The 16,952-nt window shown below is 56.9% G+C and carries 16 protein-coding genes; 9 read left to right on the top strand and 7 right to left on the bottom strand.

What is annotated here, in order from left to right; genetic code table 11:
• The first annotated feature begins 7 nt into the window (after positions 1-7).
• The 9 genes from pal (at position 8) to GS632_RS11840 (ending at position 9,365) form a co-directional block, all read left to right on the top strand.
• On the top strand, positions 8-514 hold the full coding sequence (pal, locus tag GS632_RS11880; RefSeq protein WP_171238131.1) for a peptidoglycan-associated lipoprotein Pal: 507 nt from the start codon (positions 8-10) through the stop codon (positions 512-514).
• Positions 515-518: 4 nt separating this feature from the next.
• Positions 519-1,340 carry a tol-pal system protein YbgF gene (gene ybgF, locus GS632_RS11875; RefSeq protein WP_171721871.1) on the top strand — a complete coding sequence of 274 codons (822 nt, stop codon included), beginning with the start codon at positions 519-521 and terminating at the stop codon, positions 1,338-1,340.
• A complete protein-coding gene (gene tilS / locus GS632_RS11870; RefSeq protein ID WP_371810020.1) occupies positions 1,331-2,590 on the top strand; it encodes a tRNA lysidine(34) synthetase TilS in 1,260 nt (419 codons plus the stop codon). The genes ybgF and tilS overlap by 10 nt, the downstream gene beginning before the upstream one ends.
• Positions 2,591-2,665: 75 nt before the next feature.
• Positions 2,666-4,582: an ATP-dependent zinc metalloprotease FtsH gene (ftsH, locus tag GS632_RS11865; RefSeq protein WP_171177949.1), complete on the top strand. Its 1,917-nt coding sequence runs from the start codon at positions 2,666-2,668 to the stop codon at positions 4,580-4,582.
• Positions 4,583-4,681: 99 nt separating this feature from the next.
• The gene (locus tag GS632_RS11860) at positions 4,682-5,257 is read left to right on the top strand and encodes an MOSC domain-containing protein (RefSeq protein WP_171238134.1); all 576 of its coding nucleotides are present in this window, start codon (positions 4,682-4,684) and stop codon (positions 5,255-5,257) included.
• A gap of 165 nt (positions 5,258-5,422) precedes the next feature.
• Positions 5,423-7,099 (top strand): formate--tetrahydrofolate ligase, encoded by a 1,677-nt coding sequence (locus tag GS632_RS11855; RefSeq protein WP_171238135.1) that lies wholly within the window; start codon positions 5,423-5,425, stop codon positions 7,097-7,099.
• 58 nt (positions 7,100-7,157) lie between these two features.
• Entirely contained in the window at positions 7,158-7,463 is a 306-nt protein-coding gene (locus GS632_RS11850; RefSeq protein WP_171177942.1) for a chorismate mutase, read from the top strand.
• A gap of 57 nt (positions 7,464-7,520) precedes the next feature.
• On the top strand, positions 7,521-8,411 hold the full coding sequence (gene folD, locus GS632_RS11845) for a bifunctional methylenetetrahydrofolate dehydrogenase/methenyltetrahydrofolate cyclohydrolase FolD (protein WP_171721844.1): 891 nt from the start codon (positions 7,521-7,523) through the stop codon (positions 8,409-8,411).
• Positions 8,412-8,618: 207 nt separating this feature from the next.
• Entirely contained in the window at positions 8,619-9,365 is a 747-nt protein-coding gene (locus tag GS632_RS11840; protein ID WP_171238137.1) for a LytTR family DNA-binding domain-containing protein, read from the top strand.
• A 2-nt stretch (positions 9,366-9,367) separates the two neighbouring features.
• On the opposite strand, the gene pdeM is transcribed toward GS632_RS11840, so the two are convergent.
• The 7 genes from pdeM to GS632_RS11805 all read right to left on the bottom strand — a co-directional run bounded on the left by pdeM (position 9,368) and on the right by GS632_RS11805 (position 16,949).
• On the bottom strand, positions 9,368-10,030 hold the full coding sequence (gene pdeM, locus GS632_RS11835) for a ligase-associated DNA damage response endonuclease PdeM (RefSeq protein ID WP_171238138.1): 663 nt from the start codon (positions 10,028-10,030) through the stop codon (positions 9,368-9,370).
• Between the two features lie 40 nt (positions 10,031-10,070).
• The gene (locus GS632_RS11830) at positions 10,071-12,482 is read right to left on the bottom strand and encodes a ligase-associated DNA damage response DEXH box helicase (protein ID WP_171238139.1); all 2,412 of its coding nucleotides are present in this window, start codon (positions 12,480-12,482) and stop codon (positions 10,071-10,073) included.
• 40 nt (positions 12,483-12,522) lie between these two features.
• Positions 12,523-13,830: an ATPase gene (locus GS632_RS11825; protein ID WP_171235303.1), complete on the bottom strand. Its 1,308-nt coding sequence runs from the start codon at positions 13,828-13,830 to the stop codon at positions 12,523-12,525.
• 117 nt (positions 13,831-13,947) lie between these two features.
• Positions 13,948-14,493 (bottom strand): prepilin peptidase, encoded by a 546-nt coding sequence (locus tag GS632_RS11820; RefSeq protein WP_171177930.1) that lies wholly within the window; start codon positions 14,491-14,493, stop codon positions 13,948-13,950.
• Positions 14,494-14,496: 3 nt separating this feature from the next.
• A complete protein-coding gene (locus GS632_RS11815) occupies positions 14,497-15,348 on the bottom strand; it encodes a lipopolysaccharide assembly protein LapB (protein WP_171238141.1) in 852 nt (283 codons plus the stop codon).
• Between the two features lie 29 nt (positions 15,349-15,377).
• Positions 15,378-15,785, bottom strand: coding sequence for a tetratricopeptide repeat protein (locus GS632_RS11810; RefSeq protein WP_371809073.1), 408 nt, complete (start codon positions 15,783-15,785; stop codon positions 15,378-15,380).
• Positions 15,786-15,965: 180 nt separating this feature from the next.
• Entirely contained in the window at positions 15,966-16,949 is a 984-nt protein-coding gene (locus tag GS632_RS11805) for a type II secretion system F family protein (RefSeq protein WP_171177924.1), read from the bottom strand.
• Between the last annotated feature and the right edge of the window lie 3 nt (positions 16,950-16,952).

Raw genomic sequence — 16,952 nt, 5'->3', positions numbered from 1 at the left:
ACTTGAAATGAACGTATTGAGCAAAGTTCTGGCGCTGGGCGCGCTGAGTATGATTGCCGCCTGTTCAAATAATGACCCTTCCGCTTTGGGGGGCGGTGGCGCAGGTGGCACTGGCGCTATCGTGCCGGGTTCGCCAAGCGACCCACGTTCGCCGGCGTATTTCCAGCAAACAGTTGGCGACCGTGTCCTTTTCGCTGTTGATCAGTCGACCCTTACACCGCAGGCACAAACCGTTCTGCAGGGGCAGGCAGAGTGGTTGTTGGCTAACCCCGATTTTGTCGCCACGATAGAAGGGCACGCGGATGAACAGGGTACGCGGGAGTACAACCTTGGTTTGGGCGCAAAGCGCGCAAATGCCGCGCGCGAGTACCTGATTTCCCGCGGGGTGGCGGGCAACCGTCTTAAAACAGTCAGCTACGGCAAGGAACGCCCGATCGAGATTTGCAGCACCGAGGACTGCTACGCCAAGAACCGCCGTGCGGTGACGGTGCTGACAGGGTCAACTCTGGGGTAAGATGATGCGTATTGCAGGATGGGTTTTGGCGGCCGTCGTGGCGACGGCGGGTGTCGCAAAGGCACAGGACCAGCAGACCCTGGCGGATATTCGTCAGGAGCTGACGGTACTGCATGTCGAGATACAGCGCCTGAAGCGCGAGTTTTCCACCACCGGGTCGCCTGCACCCAACCTGTCCGGCAGTTCAGTGCTTGAGCGTGTTGACGCGATCGAGGCTGAGTTGCAGCGCCTGACGCGCCAGACCGAGCAATTGAACCAACGGGTCCAGAACATAGTCACCGACGGTACAAACCGCATAGGCGATCTGGAGTTTCGACTGGTCGAACTTGAAGGCGGAGACCTGTCGGCGCTTGAGGAAACGTCGACATTGGGCGGTGATACGGCGTCTGACACGGGCACCGTAAGCGTTGCAACTCCACCGGTAACGGATCAAACCGAGCTTGCCGTAGGCGAACGCGCGGATTTCGATACGGCGTCGCAAGCTTTGGTCGATGGTGATTTCCAAACGGCCGCCACCATGTTCGCGCAGTTAGAGGCAAACTATCCCGGTAGCCCACTGGCCCCTGAAGCGAACCTGAAACGGGGTCACGCCCTTGAGGGACTGGGTGACACTCGCGAAGCGGCTCGCGCCTTTTTGGCCAGCTTCACCGGCGATTCCGAAGGTGCCTTTGCCCCCGAAGCCCTGTACGAGCTGGGCGCGGCTCTGGGCCGATTGGGACAAACCGATCAGGCTTGCATCACACTGAATGAGGTCGGGGTGCGATTCCCCTCTGCGCCTGCGCTGGCAAACGCCACGCAAGAGATGACCGCGCTGGGGTGTTCTTGAGCACTCAGCCAGACAGCCTGATTTCCGATCTTCGCAAAAGGTTGCCGGACAATCTGCCCCTCAAGCTGGGGGTTGCTGTATCAGGTGGCGGAGATTCCGTCGCCCTGATGCATCTGTTGCACACTGTCGCCCAAACAGAAGCGATCACACTCTATGCTGTCACAGTCGACCACGGGTTGCGCCCCGAGGCGGCGCAGGAGGCCGAGGCCGTTGCCCGTCAGGCTGCGACCCTGGGCTTGCAGCACGACATTCTGCGATGGTCGGGCTGGGACGGTGTGGGCAACCTGCAAGATCAAGCGCGTCAGGCGCGATACAACCTGATGACCAATTGGGCAAAGGACAATGGTATTGGTGCAATCGCTTTGGGGCATACCGCAGACGATCAGGCCGAAACTTTGCTCATGCGACTGGGGCGGTCCTCTGGCGTCACAGGCCTGTCAGGTATGTCGCCCATGAGGCAACAGGATGGGGTGACGTTGTTGCGACCAATGCTGGGTATCACCCGAGACAGGCTGCGCACTTACCTAACAGAAATCGAGGCGAGTTGGGTCGAGGACCCATCGAATCAGGACGCGCAATTTGACCGGATCAAGGCTCGTGAAGCTCTTCACGGTCTTGAACCCTTGGGAATCGATGCACTGTCTTTGTCACGCGTAGCAAATAATCTGGCGCAGGCGCATGAGGCTTTGGGTGTTTTTGCGCAGGAATCCGCGCGGAAAGTGACACGGGTCGATCAAAGCGATGTGAGGGTGGACCGGGCTGGGTTTGCTGCACTGCCGAAAGAGATTCAAAGGCGTGTTCTGCTGGGAATTCTCGAATGGATTGCCGGGCAGGGCTATCCCCCGCGTCAGGCGACTGTAGAGCAGGCAATGGATGCTATTGCCTGCGGTCAAGCCGGGTCAATTGCCGGGTGTCTGCTGGTGCCGAAAGGCGCGAGTGTTTGGATTTGCAGGGAATTTAAGTCCGTAGAGGGCCAAATTGCCGCATCTGGCACCGCCTGGGACAGCAAATGGGTGCTGACCGGCCCAGAAACGGAAGGCGCGGAAATTCGAGCGCTGGGCGAAAAAGGGCTGCACCAGGTCGTAAATTGGCGAAACACAGGGCGTCCCAGGCTTGCTTTGACTGCAACCCCTGCGGTTTGGGCGGGCGAAACGGTTGTTGCGGCTCCGCTTGCGGGATTTGCCAATGGATGGCGTGCGGAACCGGTCTCGGATTGGCCTGCATTTCACGCATCTTTTTTATCGCATTGAACATAGAACAATCCTCTCTATTTTAAGAGACAACTTGGCAGTTCCTCACCTGCCGAAACTTTTGGGAGATTTTCCTTGGGCAACGCTCGCAATATCGCGTTTTGGGTCGTTCTGTTCCTGCTTATTCTGGCACTGTTCAATCTGTTCAGTGGACCGGGTGGAACGCTTCAGAGCAATGAGAGAACATATTCCGACTTTGTCGGTGCCGTCCAAAGCGGTGAAGTCAAAAACGTGACGCTGGATGGAGAGCAGATTCGCTATACCACTGAAAACGGCGCGACCTATGTCACGATCAAACCAGGCGACGCCGAGGTCACCAAGCTGCTGATCGATGAGAACATCCCGGTTCAAGCGGTCAAGCAACAGCAGTCTGGGTTCCAGTCCTTCCTGATCACGCTGCTGCCTTTCTTGCTGCTGATCGGCGTATGGGTTTACTTCATGAACCGCATGCAGGGCGGCGGCAAAGGCGGTGCGATGGGCTTTGGCAAGTCCAAGGCCAAGATGCTGACCGAAAAGCATGGCCGTGTGACCTTCGATGATGTTGCTGGCATTGATGAGGCTAAGGAAGAGCTGGAAGAGATCGTGGAATTCCTGCGCAACCCGCAGAAGTTTTCGCGGCTTGGTGGAAAAATTCCAAAAGGCGCGCTTTTGGTTGGCCCTCCGGGTACCGGTAAAACACTGCTGGCCCGTGCGATTGCAGGTGAGGCAGGTGTACCGTTCTTCACCATTTCCGGTTCGGACTTCGTTGAGATGTTCGTGGGTGTTGGTGCATCCCGCGTGCGCGACATGTTCGAACAGGCCAAGAAGAACGCGCCGTGCATCGTGTTTATCGACGAGATCGATGCCGTGGGCCGTCACCGTGGTGCCGGCTACGGTGGTGGTAATGATGAACGCGAACAGACGCTCAACCAGCTGCTGGTTGAGATGGACGGGTTCGAGGCCAACGAAGGCGTGATCATACTGGCGGCGACCAACCGTAAGGATGTTCTGGACCCTGCGCTGCTGCGTCCGGGCCGGTTTGACCGCAACGTGACAGTTGGCAACCCCGACATCAAAGGCCGCGAGAAGATTCTGGGCGTGCACGCCCGCAAGACACCTTTGGGCCCCGATGTCGATCTGCGCATCATCGCGCGTGGTACTCCGGGTTTCTCGGGCGCTGATCTGGCGAACCTAGTGAACGAGGCTGCGCTGATGGCAGCGCGTGTGGGTCGTCGCTTTGTCACCATGGAAGATTTTGAGAACGCCAAGGACAAGGTGATGATGGGGGCCGAGCGCCGGTCGATGGTGCTGACTCAGGATCAGAAAGAAAAGACCGCCTATCACGAATCGGGCCACGCCGTCGTTGGCATGACCCTGCCGCTGTGTGATCCGGTCTATAAGGCGACGATCATCCCGCGTGGCGGTGCGCTTGGCATGGTTGTCAGCCTGCCCGAAATGGATCAGCTGAACTATCACAGGGACGAGTGTGAGCAGAAGCTGGCGATGACCATGGCGGGCAAAGCGGCCGAGGTGATCAAATACGGTGAAGACCACGTCTCGAACGGCCCCGCCGGTGACATCATGCAGGCCAGCCAGTTGGCCCGCGCCATGGTGATGCGCTGGGGTATGTCCGATAAAGTCGGCAATATCGATTATGCCGAGGCGCATGAGGGATATTCAGGCAACACTGCTGGTTTCTCAGTGTCGGCGCATACCAAAGAGCTGATCGAGGAAGAGGTAAAGCGCCTGATCCAGCAAGGCTATGAGCGCGCTCACAAGATTCTGACCGACAAGAACGAAGAATGGGAGCGTTTGGCCCAAGGCCTGCTGGAATACGAGACCCTGACCGGGGACGAGATCAAGCGTGTCATGAATGGTGAATCGCCGACCGAAGGCGATGACGAAGGGGACAGCCCGGATCAGGGCAGCGCACCCAGCGTTACGGCCATTCCTAAGACGAAGGCCAAGAAATCCCCTCCTGAGGGTGGGATGGAGCCAGAACCTACCGCATAAATCACAAAGACCCGGGCGAACGCTCGGGTCTTTTCTCTTTTCATCTGACGTTTGCTGGGCAATATGCCTTTCGAACTCCAGCGGAAAAGGGATGCCATTATGCCGTTTTTGCGTGAAACTGAATATGTAGGCGAAGTGGTTTGGTTGGGCCATGTTCCTGCTGGGAAGTCGCTTCGTGCGACAGCCGTGCAAGAGTTGGACCTGGCATTTGATGGTGTGGCTGGGGAACGGCACGAAGGGCTCAATCGGGCATCCTGTGTGCGGGTCAAGAACCTTTACTCCACTGGAACAGAGATCCGCAATGTACGTCAGTTGTCGGTTCTGTCAGTGGAAGAGCTTGACCAGATCGCGCAGGGTATGGGTTTGGAGGCGCTAGACCCCGCATATCTTGGCGCATCAATTGTCCTGAAAGGCATTCCCGATTTCTCGCACATTCCGCCATCATCACGCTTGCAGGCCGCGTTAGGTGCAACAATCACCGTCGACATGGAAAACGCTCCCTGCGTGTTACCGGGGCGCGAGGTCGAGGCGGATCAGCCCGGGTATGGTGCCGCGTTCAAACCGGCAGCGGTGGGGCGTCGCGGCATAACCGGATGGGTCGAACGCCCGGGGCGTATTCAGCTTGGGGATCATCTGACGTTGTTTGTTCCGGACCAGCCCGCCTGGGCTCCTTAAACGCGTCAGGTTTCCGATTAGAAACCGATGAAATGACCTTACGACGCTTCGCGACACCAGAATGTCGGAATCCATGGCTATTGAGATTGTACACAAGGGTATGGAATGCGCAGCGCCGACGTATCGCGTCGGTATTGCACGGCATTCAATTAGGGACCCCGGCCAATGAGCTACAAATCCGATATCGAAATCGCTCGTGAAGCGAACAAAAAGCCGATTCAGGAAATCGGTGCCAAGATCGGCATCGACTCAGCGGATCTGCTGCCTTACGGCCATGACAAAGCTAAAGTCAGTCAGGACTTCATCAACTCGGTTCAGGACCGCGAAGACGGCAAGCTGATTTTGGTGACCGCGATTAACCCGACCCCGGCAGGCGAAGGCAAGACCACCACCACCGTTGGTCTGGGTGACGGCCTGAACCGCATCGGCAAGAATGCGATGATCTGTATCCGCGAAGCCTCGCTGGGCCCGAACTTCGGCATGAAGGGCGGTGCTGCAGGTGGCGGTTACGCGCAGGTTGTTCCGATGGAAGAGATGAACCTGCACTTCACCGGCGACTTCCACGCCATCACCTCGGCGCACTCGCTGCTGTCGGCGATGATCGACAACCACATTTACTGGGGCAATGAAGCCGAAATCGACACGCGCCGTGTTGCATGGCGTCGTGTGGTCGACATGAACGACCGTGCCCTGCGTCAGATCACCGCCAGCTTGGGAGGTGTTTCGAACGGCTTCCCGCGCGAAGCAGGCTTTGACATCACCGTGGCATCCGAAGTCATGGCGATCCTGTGCCTGGCCAACGATCTGAAAGACCTTGAAAAGCGTCTGGGCGACATCATCGTTGCTTACCGCCGCGATAAAACCCCGGTTTATTGCCGCGACATCAAGGCCGAAGGCGCAATGACCGTTCTGCTGAAGGACGCCATGCAGCCGAACCTGGTGCAAACGCTGGAAAACAACCCGGCCTTTGTTCACGGTGGCCCGTTCGCGAACATCGCGCACGGCTGTAACTCGGTCATCGCGACCAAGACCGCGCTGAAAGTCGCTGACTATGTTGTTACCGAGGCTGGCTTTGGTGCGGACCTTGGCGCCGAAAAGTTCATGAACATCAAATGCCGTAAAGCGGGCATCGCCCCGTCGGCTGTTGTACTGGTTGCCACTGTACGCGCGATGAAGATGAACGGTGGCGTGGCCAAGGCTGATCTGGGTGCTGAAAACGTTGACGCTGTTAAGTCGGGCTGCGCCAACCTGGGCCGCCACATCGAGAACGTGAAATCGTTCGGTGTGCCGGTTGTTGTCGCCATCAACCACTTCGTCACCGACACCGATGCCGAAGTCGAGGCCGTCAAGAACTACTGCGCCGATCACGGTGTCGAAGCAGTTCTGTCGCGTCACTGGGAACTGGGCTCGGAAGGCTCGGCTCCGCTGGCCGAGAAAGTGGTCGAAATCGTTGAAGGTGGCACCGCAAACTTCGCGCCGATCTACCCCGACGAAATGCCGCTGTTCGAAAAGATCGAAACCATCGCCAAGCGCATCTACCGCGCTGACGAAGTTCTGGCCGACAACAAGATCCGCAACCAACTGCGCGAGTGGGAAGACGCGGGCTATGGCAACCTGCCGGTCTGCATGGCGAAAACTCAGTACTCGTTCTCGACCGATCCGACCCTGCGCGGTGCGCCCACCGGCCACTCGGTTCCGGTGCGTGAGGTTCGCCTGTCCGCAGGTGCCGGTTTCATCGTAGTTGTCTGCGGTGAGATCATGACCATGCCTGGTCTGCCCCGCAAACCGGCTGCAGAAACCATCTGCCTTAACGACGCAGGTGAGATCGAGGGCTTGTTCTAAGCCGTTTTTTGAACCATCTCGTGGTCCGGGGATTTCCCCGGGCCATGAGGAGACCGCGATGCCCACTCTGACACCGCCGCAAGACTGTGACACTATGCAGGAATTGCGGGTTCAGATCGACAGGCTGGACCGCCAACTGATCGAAATGCTGGTGAACCGTGCCAGTTACATCGACCGTGCGTCCCAGCTGAAACCCGGCGAGGGGCTGCCCGCCCGAATCCCGGATCGTGTTGAAGAGGTGGTGCAGCGCGTGCGCAAGAGTTCCGATGAACTGGGTATGGACCCTGAACTTGCTGAAGAACTCTGGCGTATTTTGATAGATTGGTCGATTGCCCGCGAAGAGCGTGTGCTCGGCTCTGACTGACTGACTGACCGGGCGCATCTTGCGCCCGATCCGTTTTTTGAAAGAAGGGATCAAAGGATGGTAGCGCAGGTTATCGACGGTAAGGCATTCGCGGCAAAAGTGCGCGCGCAAGTGGCCGATCAGGTTGGCAAGCTGAAAGAAGAAAACGGCATCACCCCCGGCCTTGCCGTGGTTCTGGTAGGCGAAGACCCCGCCAGCCAGGTTTATGTCCGCTCGAAGGGCAAGCAGACCGTCGAGGTCGGCATGAACTCGTATGAACACAAGCTGGACGTCGACACCTCGGAAGAGGACCTGCTGGCTCTGATCGATAAGCTGAACAACGATCCCGCCGTCCATGGCATTCTGGTTCAGCTGCCTCTGCCAAAGCATCTGAACGAAGATCTTGTGATCAACTCGATTGATCCTGCCAAGGATGTCGATGGTTTTCACATCTCGAACGTGGGCCTGCTGGGCACCGGGCAGAAATCGATGGTTCCCTGCACGCCGCTTGGGTGCCTGATGATGCTGCGCGACTATCACGGCTCGCTGTCGGGCATGGATGCGGTTGTGATTGGCCGTTCAAACATCGTTGGTAAACCTATGGCACAGCTGTTGCTGGGCGACAGCTGCACCGTAACGATTGCGCATTCGCGCACCAAAGACCTGCCTGACGTCGTGCGTCGCGCAGACATTGTTGTCGCCGCTGTTGGCCGTCCTGAGATGGTGCCGGGCGACTGGATCAAGGAAGGTGCCACCGTCATCGACGTAGGCATCAACCGGATCGAGCGTGACGGCAAGAACAAGCTGGTTGGAGACGTAGATTACGCCAGCGCGGCTGAACGTGCGGGCGCAATCACTCCGGTTCCGGGCGGCGTAGGCCCGATGACTATCGCGTGTTTGCTGGCCAACACGCTGACCGCCTGCTGCCGGTCCAACGGATTGCCAGAACCGGAAGGTCTGACAGCCTAAACCAACTTGGGTCGGGCCGTTACAGACGGCCCGTCGCCTAACCTGACTGCGTGACACGCCAGGACTACACCCAAGACAACATGAGCGACGTACTCATGAGTGGGTTTCCCAGCTTGAATTATCTTGATAAGCCTGTATTTCCAGTTGTTTACAGGTCTATTTTCCCTTGTGCCTATCGCGCTCGGGCTATGCACGCGCAAAAGCAGTATGTCGTCTAAGTTAAATTCAATTCGAAAAGCTTGCACCCTGCAAAGGGTGTCAGCGGGCGTCGTTTTTCTTCCTTTGCTTGCCTATGCGTTCCCACCATTTCTGGTTGCCGAACTCAGCTTTGGTTTGCGCCTTCTGTTTTGGGTCGGTGTCATGGTCTTGGCACTTTCAGTGACCGGTTTAGTGCGAAAGCTGATGCTCAACAGCCCATTGCTTTTGAACATTCCAGCCCGGGATCTAGCTTACGCCGGTCTGATCCTGTCCTTTTTCACACCGTCGCTTTGGTTGCTGGCGTGGATTTTGTTCACTATCGGTGGTCATATGGCACCAGGTGCGCAAACAGTTGCTGTTTATGGGGTGTTGTTGGTGGCAGGGCTGGTTTTTGTGCAACGCAACGACTTGCAAGCTGCAGTGGCGTTGTCGCCAGAAATTGAAAAGCCGCGTCTTGCCAAACGCTTACCTGCTGGCTTCAATGGTCAAATTTACCGCCTGACCGTAAGGGATCACAATGTGGATGTTGTGACTTCGGAAGGTGTTTTCACGCTCCGGTCGCGTTTCACGGACGCCATTGCCGAGATGGAACCGGTTCCCGGCCATTGCTTGCATCGCTCACATTGGGTGACGGATGCTTCTATCGCCGGTGTTAAAAAGACAAATGGCAAAACGTTCTTAAAGCTGGTCAACGGCGATCTGGTGCCAGTCAGCCGAAAGTACAAACCGATGTTGGAACAGGACGGTTTGATCTGACGTTAGCGCGGCATCGGCATCATCTGCGGGTGCGGGCCGGTTAGAATAGCCATGGCGCTTTGATCCATGAGGTCTGCCAGAACTTGATCCGAACTGCGCAGCCCGCCTGTGAAGGTACCGTAAGCCGGTAGGATCAGGCGTTTTTGATCCAATAGAAAAGCGGGTCGCGAAATGTGCCGCCCTCTTACCCTGATCCGCGCTTTTGGGTGGTAATGGCCGGAAACTTCTCCTTGCGCCTGGTCCTCTGCGATATGGCGAAAGACAAGCGGGCCGTTGCGCCATTCGAACAGGTGAGTTCCACCTAGCTCAATTGGGCCGGGATCATGGTTTCCTTCGATCCATATCCATTTGCGCCCAGCTTGCAATGCTGCGATCCGAAGTCTTTCGGCTGAAGGCAGCGCTTGGGCGGCTTCAAGGTCGTCAAAGCTGTCACCCAAGCATAGAACAGTTTCCGCGTTGGTGCGCTCCAAATCATCCGCCAATCGATCCAGTGTCTCGCGGGTGTCATAAGGGGGCAATGCAAGCCCGTTGCGCCGCGCCAATCGTTCGGATTTGCCCAAATGCAGGTCCGAGACACACAGCATTTTCCGTTCGGGCCACCACAGAGCACCCGAAGGCAGAGCGCCGAGGCGCTGACCTGCAAAGGAAAATTCGCACACGTTCATGATACGTTCTTGGCGTGTTTCGTTGCCCGACGCAAGGGGATCAAAGCTGATCAAGCCCGGCTGACTGCAATAAACGCTCGCTTTCTTCCGCCAGCAGGCGTTCCTCTGCAGCGCCTTTCACGGGCACTTTTCCGACCTCAAGGAAAAGTGGGGCTGACAGCGGCGATATGCGATCCAGCCGCAGCAGATCCATACGGTCGCCTATCCGCTCCAGCATGGCTTCAATCCGGCCAAAATCGACCAACCCGCGCATTGCTTCTTCACGGGTGATCTGCATCAACAGGTGGTCCGGGTCGTATTTCCACAGAGTGTCATAGAGAATGTCCGACGAAAACGTTGCCTGCCGCCCGCTTTTGCGTTGGCCAACCGTGTTGCGTTCGATCAGGCCCGCTATGGTGGCAGAGGCGCGAAAGGTGCGTTTCATCACGGCATTGCCAGCCAACCAGGTGTCCAGACCGTCACGTAGCGCGTCGCGTTGAAACAACGGTTTGGGATCTGTAACTGCATCCAGCCCCCAGATCAGCGTGGCGTAATCCGTTGCAACAAAGCCCATCGGGGCCAGGCCAGTATCTTCCATCCGTTTCGTCAGCAGCAGACCCAGTGTTTGCTGCGCGTTACGACCGGCGAATCCGTAAACACATAGATGTTCCCGACCGTCGCTTGGAAAACTTTCGATCAGCAAGCGGTCGCGCTGAGGCAGGCGCGAGATCTGCCGCTGCAAGGCCAGCCATTCCTCGGTATGAGAGGGCAGTTGCGGCCAATCTTCTTGGGCAAACATGCGCAGAATGCGGTCGCTGAGCTGGGTGGAGGTTGCAAATTTCGTACCCGAGAAGGTCGCGATCTTGGGTTTGCGATCAGCACGACGGCTGACCTCGACCACCATTTCGCGCAGGCCCTCATACCGCACAATTTGTCCACCTATCAAAAAAGTGTCGCCAGGCGTCAGAGAGGCGGCAAAGGCTTCCTCAACCTCTCCCAACGGCTTGCCGCCCCGGCTGCGCTTTAGACGGACCTTGAGCGTGTCAGTGTCCTGAATTGTGCCCAAATTCATGCGAATGCGCGACGCTGCGCGGGGATCACGCAGCTGCCATTTCCCGTCAGCACGTTGTTGCAGCCGTTGCCAGCGATCATATGCCTTCAAGGCGTAACCACCGGTGGCGCAGAAATCGAGACAGGCGTCAAACTCGGCACGGTTCAGGTGCGCGTAAGGCCCCGCAGCCGTCATTTCCTTGTACAGATCACCAGCCTCAAACGGTCCGGCGCAGGCGGCAATCAGAATATGCTGGCACAAGACATCGCGGGGGCCAGGGCCGCGGGGTTCGCCATCCAGATCATGGGCTTTTACCGCCTCCAGCGCAGCGACGCATTCGACCACTTCAAACCGGTTGGCAGGCACCAGCAGCGCCTTTGAGGGCGCGTTATAACGGTGATTGGCCCTCCCGATCCGTTGAACAAGACGTTTGACATTCTTGGGTGCACCGATCTGGATCACCAGATCCACATCGCCCCAGTCGATGCCCAGATCCAAAGAACCAGTGCAAACGATGGCGCGCAGATCCCCCCGGACCATCGCAGCCTCAACCCTCTCGCGTTGTTGCCGGTCAAGGCTGCCGTGATGAATGCCGATGGGCAGGCCGTCTTCATTGGCCAGCCACAGGTTGTGAAAGAAGATTTCGGCCTGAGCGCGCGTGTTATGAAAGATCAGTGTGGTTTTATGCTGCCGGATTTGATCCAGCACCGCCGGAATCGCATAGGCTGCGCCACCACCGGACCAGGGCGGCATCTCGGTTGTTTCCAGCATTTGGATATCCGGGTCCGGCCCCGGATCTGCCTGCACGATCTGGCAGGGGTCTGGGTGGCGGGCCAGAAAGCGGGCTATTGCTGCGGGGTCTTCAACGGTGGCTGACAAGCCGACGCGACGCAGGGCAGGGTTGAGGCGTTGCAGTCGTGCCAGCGCCAGCATCAGCTGATCACCCCGCTTGCTTTCTGCCAGCGCGTGGATTTCATCGACGATGATCCGTTGCACACCATCGAACATACGTGGCGCATCTTCGTAAGAGGTCAGCAGTGCCAGGCTTTCGGGTGTGGTTAGCAGGATATGGGGCGGATCGGCGCGTTGACGTTTCTTTTGTGTGGCCGATGTGTCGCCGGTGCGATCTTCGATCCGTATGGGCAGGTTGATCTCGTCCACCGGGGTGCGCAGGTTACGTTTGATATCGGCCGCCAGTGCCTTGAGCGGTGAAACATAGATCGTGTGCAAACCGGTATGGGCACCGTCGGCCAGCTCGGCCAGTGTTGGCAGAAAGCCGGCCATGGTCTTGCCACCACCAGTGGGCGCGATCAGCAAGGTTGCGGGGTCTTGCGCCCGGTCGAACATCTCATGCTGATGCGGGTGGATGGACCAGCCTTTGGTGGAAAACCACGTACCGATCCGAGCGGGAATCTGCGTCATGAACACAGATTACCCGCGCGGCAGAGGAATTGGCACAGCGTTATTTGACGATTTTCTCGTCTTTTACGAACATGTTGGCCCAGGCGCGGTCGATCAGATCGGGGCTCATCTGATAGGGGATGCCCTCAAACTCGCAGATCGAGATCATCTGATCGATCAGGAAGATCGGCTGATAATTGGCGTAGATGTTGTTGATGGTCGGGTATTTAACCTTCAGCAGATGCACCAGTGCCGCCTCATCCAGTGGCATGCCGCGTTTGCGGGCCACCATGGCAAAGATTTTCAGGAAGTTTTCCTGGTTCGGACCGTCGATTTTGATTTTGAAGAAGATCCGGCGCAGGGCCGCTTGGTCGAAGATCTCATTCGGGTGGAAGTTGGTCGAGAAGATGACCAACGTGTCAAACGGCACTTCGAATTTCTCACCCGATTGCAGGCCCAGGATATCCTTGTTCTCTTCCAACGGAACAATCCAACGGTTGACCAGCGCCTGCGGCGGTTCAGCCTGACGGCCAAGGTCGTCCACGATGAAGATGCCGCCGGTCGATTTCAGCTGCAACGGAGCCTGATAGGTCCGCGCGGTCGGGTTGTAGACCAGATCCAGCATGCTCAGCGACAGTTCACCACCGGTCACAACCGTGGGTCGTTCGCATTGCACATAGCGCGAATCAAACCGTTTGCGGCGACGCAGGCTGTTGGGGTCGTCAGGCTCTTGCTCGATCGCAGTGTGTACGATCGGGTCATAGACGGTGATCACCTGACCGGCATATTCGATGGCGTAAGGCACATATACATTGTCCCCAAGCGCGTCGCGTATACCGTTCGAAATTGAGGATTTACCGTTGCCCGGAGGGCCATACATCAGGATTGAACGACCGGCGCTGACCGCGGGGCCCAGATGATCCAGCAGGCTGTCGGGCAGCACCAGATGGCCCATTGCGCCAACCAGTTGTTCTCGTGTGACCTGAATGTTGCGGATTGACTGGCGTTTAACCTGCTCGCGGTAAACGTCCAGCGGCACGGGCATGGCACCGAAGTATTCTGACTGGCTCAGCGCGTCCAAGGCGCGGGCCTTGCCTGCATCGGTCAGCTGATAGCCCATCTCGTTGCCGCTGTTAGCATTCAGGGTCCCGGTCGCCTCCAGCAGTTTCTGATCGCGTGCGATGTCCACTAGTTCCTGCGTTACCGAACCGGGCAGACAAATGGCCGCTGCGATTTCGGAAACGGTGCTGGCATTTTTGCGGAAGACGGTTTTCAGCAGAATATCCCGCATCATCACCAGCGGAAGTTTCATTTCGCCCAGGCCTTTTGGGGCAGGGGGGGCCATAACTGCGGAAGTCTGCATATTCATGCGCGTTGCTCGTTTGTCAAAGTGTCACGCCAAATACCCGAATGAGGGCGGTTTGGAGGAAAAATGACCCAGCTTTGTGGCGGGACAAAGGCAATGACAAGGCGTGCTGATGATAGTTTACGATCCGAGAACAGTACCCAAAATCAAGTACATGGCCAGGGAACCAGCCAGAGCAAGGCCCATTGGAAACTGTTTGCCGCGATCCCAGCTTTCCCAATGCGGCGCAATGGCCCGCAGCGGTGTATGTTTAGCAAGCCGGTGTGTCACAACAGCGGCCAGAATACAGGCCATAAGGATCAGCATCATCACCCTGAGATCACCCAACCAGATAAAAGCAGATGCCGCAGCCATGAACTTGGCGTCGCCCGCACCCATGACCCCTGCAGCGTTCAGGATGATACCCAGAAGCAAGATCACCACGATATGGAGCAGTTGCCATGCATAAATCGGCAACGACACCGACAAAGGACCCAGATTGCCGCTTAGCCAGTCTGTCGACCAGGGTGGTATTGCGATCAGGCCGATTACAACAAAGACCAGCGTCAGCGCGTAAACGGCATGGTTCTTGATCCGCATGTCACGCATATCGGTGAAGGCGACATAAAAACAGATCGGCAGCACAAACGGCAGAAACCAGGCCGCAGCGGCTGCTGGAATGTGCATGTATCAGGCCCCTTCAAGCGCACGAAGCGAGCGGACCGCTTCGTCGAAATGCTGTGGATGGGTAGCGATTGCTTCGCGGAACAGGTTCTTTGCGGTTGTGACGTCGCCTTGTTTAACAGCTGAAATTGCCATTGTGTTCAGCAGCCGCGCCCGCTCGATCTGGGTCATCGGAACGACTGGTAGGCTATAGTTGCCCTGTGCCGAACGGGCCAATACCAGATTGTTCTTGGCGGTGAACAATGAGCTATCCTGACGGATGGCGTCAGTGAACAGGCGCTCAGCTTCGGCATATTCACCGCGGGTCAGTTTCGAATATCCCCAGTTGTTCATGACGCTGCCGGGCCGGGTGGTCAGGCCGACTGCGGTTTCATAAAAGTGGTCAGCACGCTTCCATTCTTTGCGCGAATCCGCGACCACTGCTTCAAGTCGATACCTCTTGAAGGTCTCAAAGGTTGGGGGAACTGTATCCAGAACTGATTTGGCCTTTGCCCAGTCGCCGCTCCTGACCAATGCATCCGCGTACTCGACCCTGTCCGCGGCGTTCGTGCCCTTCATTGTCGTCACGCGCTTCCACGCGGCTGCGGCTTCAGTCGTGCGCTTGGCACGTCCCAGAGAAATGGCCAATCCGCGTTGAAGGTCGATCCGGTCGGGATTTTTTAGCGCGGCACCCTGAAAATAGGTAACAGCTTCGTTTGGGTCAGCCGCGTTCAGAAGCACATCGTTCAAGTTTGTTTCGTCAATCACGTTCACTTCTTGAAACGTGCGTTCGACTTTTTCCTCTTCGGTTTCCTTTGCACAGGCCGAAAGGATCAGACCGCTGATAATGACAGTCGGAATCAAGAATTGCTGGCGCATTTTTGCGTCCTTTACTGCTCTTGCCTCAATTACTGGATCTTGCGGAGCGTAAATTGCCCGTCGCCACGCTGTTCCAGTGTGTATTCTTGTTCTTGAGTAGTAGTATTAACAGGATTTTCCATTTTTGCGAGTGCTAAGCGCAGATTGTCGCGGATTGCGTCACTTTCGCCATTGTCCAATGCAAACGCTCGCTGAAACACCTGTGCGGCCTCGGGATATTCCTGTTTTTCCATCAGAAGGACACCAAGATTGTTCCAGGCGACGGGCCAGTCGGGCTCGTTCTCAACAGCGCGGCGCAAAAGTGTCTCAGCCTGGCCCACCCTTCTTAAGCCAAGATTGGCTGTTCCCAGTGACGTCAGCACCTGTGTGGTCATACCTTGATCCAGCGCGGCGCGGGAAAACGACTCTAATGCCAGCTCGTATTCGCCAGCGGCCATCAATCTGTTTCCGACCGTTATGTTGTCTTCAGCCTCACCTTTGGGATCAAACCCCGGCGCGTCCAAGCCGTTTGACGACGACTCTTCCGTGCAGGAAGCCACCACAGCGCAAACTGTGGTGGCCCAAAGTATTCGGCGAAACCCGAAAGGGAAGCACCTGTTTTCAGCTTTCATAGGGTTCTATCCGCCCGCGCGTCCAAAACTCGAAATGACCCTTACCGACGGACCGATCAGAATGATCAGCAATGGCGGCACTGTCAGCGCCATTGTGACAAGAGTCATCTTTGTCGGCAACTTGTTCGCGGCCTCTTCGGCGCGCATGACGCGTTTGTCTCGCATCTCACCGGCATACACCCGCAGAGCTTCGGCAATGGATGTACCAAATGACGCCGATTGGATCATCACGGTCACGAATGAATTCACATCCTGCACACCGCACCGCGTACCGAAGTCGCGCAGAACCGTATCTTTGTCCTTACCGGCCTTCATTTCGTAGGCGACGATTTCAAATTCTTGCGCGATGTCAGGGTAGGAGGCACTCATTTCGCTGGCCACACGGACGATTGCCTGATCCAGGGATTGCCCGGCTTCGACGCATACTAGCATCAGGTCAAGCGTGTCGGGAAATCCTGCGGTAATGGCTTCTTTTCGCTCTTCCACTCGACGTGAGATCCAGTATTTGGGGGCGAAGTAGCCGATCGCGCCCGGAACAAAAACCCGGATGATCATCTGCTGACCGGTGAATTCCTGTCCACCGGAAAAGACGGTGATCAACAGGACTCCGACGAGAATCCCAAGAATACCCAGCGAAAACTGAGCGAAATGGAAGAACCGAACCGAGTCTTTCGACCGATACCCGGCCTGCCGCAGTTTCAGTTCGACCGCCGAATATTCTTCTTCGTTCTTAGGCTCAAGGAACGTTGCAAATTTCTCAAGCTGCTCGTTACGGCTTGAGTTGCGAAGCCGTTCTTTTTTGTCTTTTGTTTGCTTTTTAGGGGCTGAGTTTGATCTTTGCAGTTTTTTCAGCGGGTCTTCGGGCTGATTCATCATCAGCGAGACGGCCACAAGAATCATTATCAGACCCAGAATGCCGACAACGATAAGCGGTCCGAATTCACCCAGGTGTTGTGTCAAAAGGTCATTGATGCTGGTCAGAAATTCCATGAT

The organism is Ruegeria sp. HKCCD7296, assembly GCF_013110775.1.
GTDB lineage: Bacteria > Pseudomonadota > Alphaproteobacteria > Rhodobacterales > Rhodobacteraceae > Ruegeria.
Note: the sequence above shows the minus strand (reverse complement) of the source record. Positions and strands in the feature narration are given on the sequence as shown.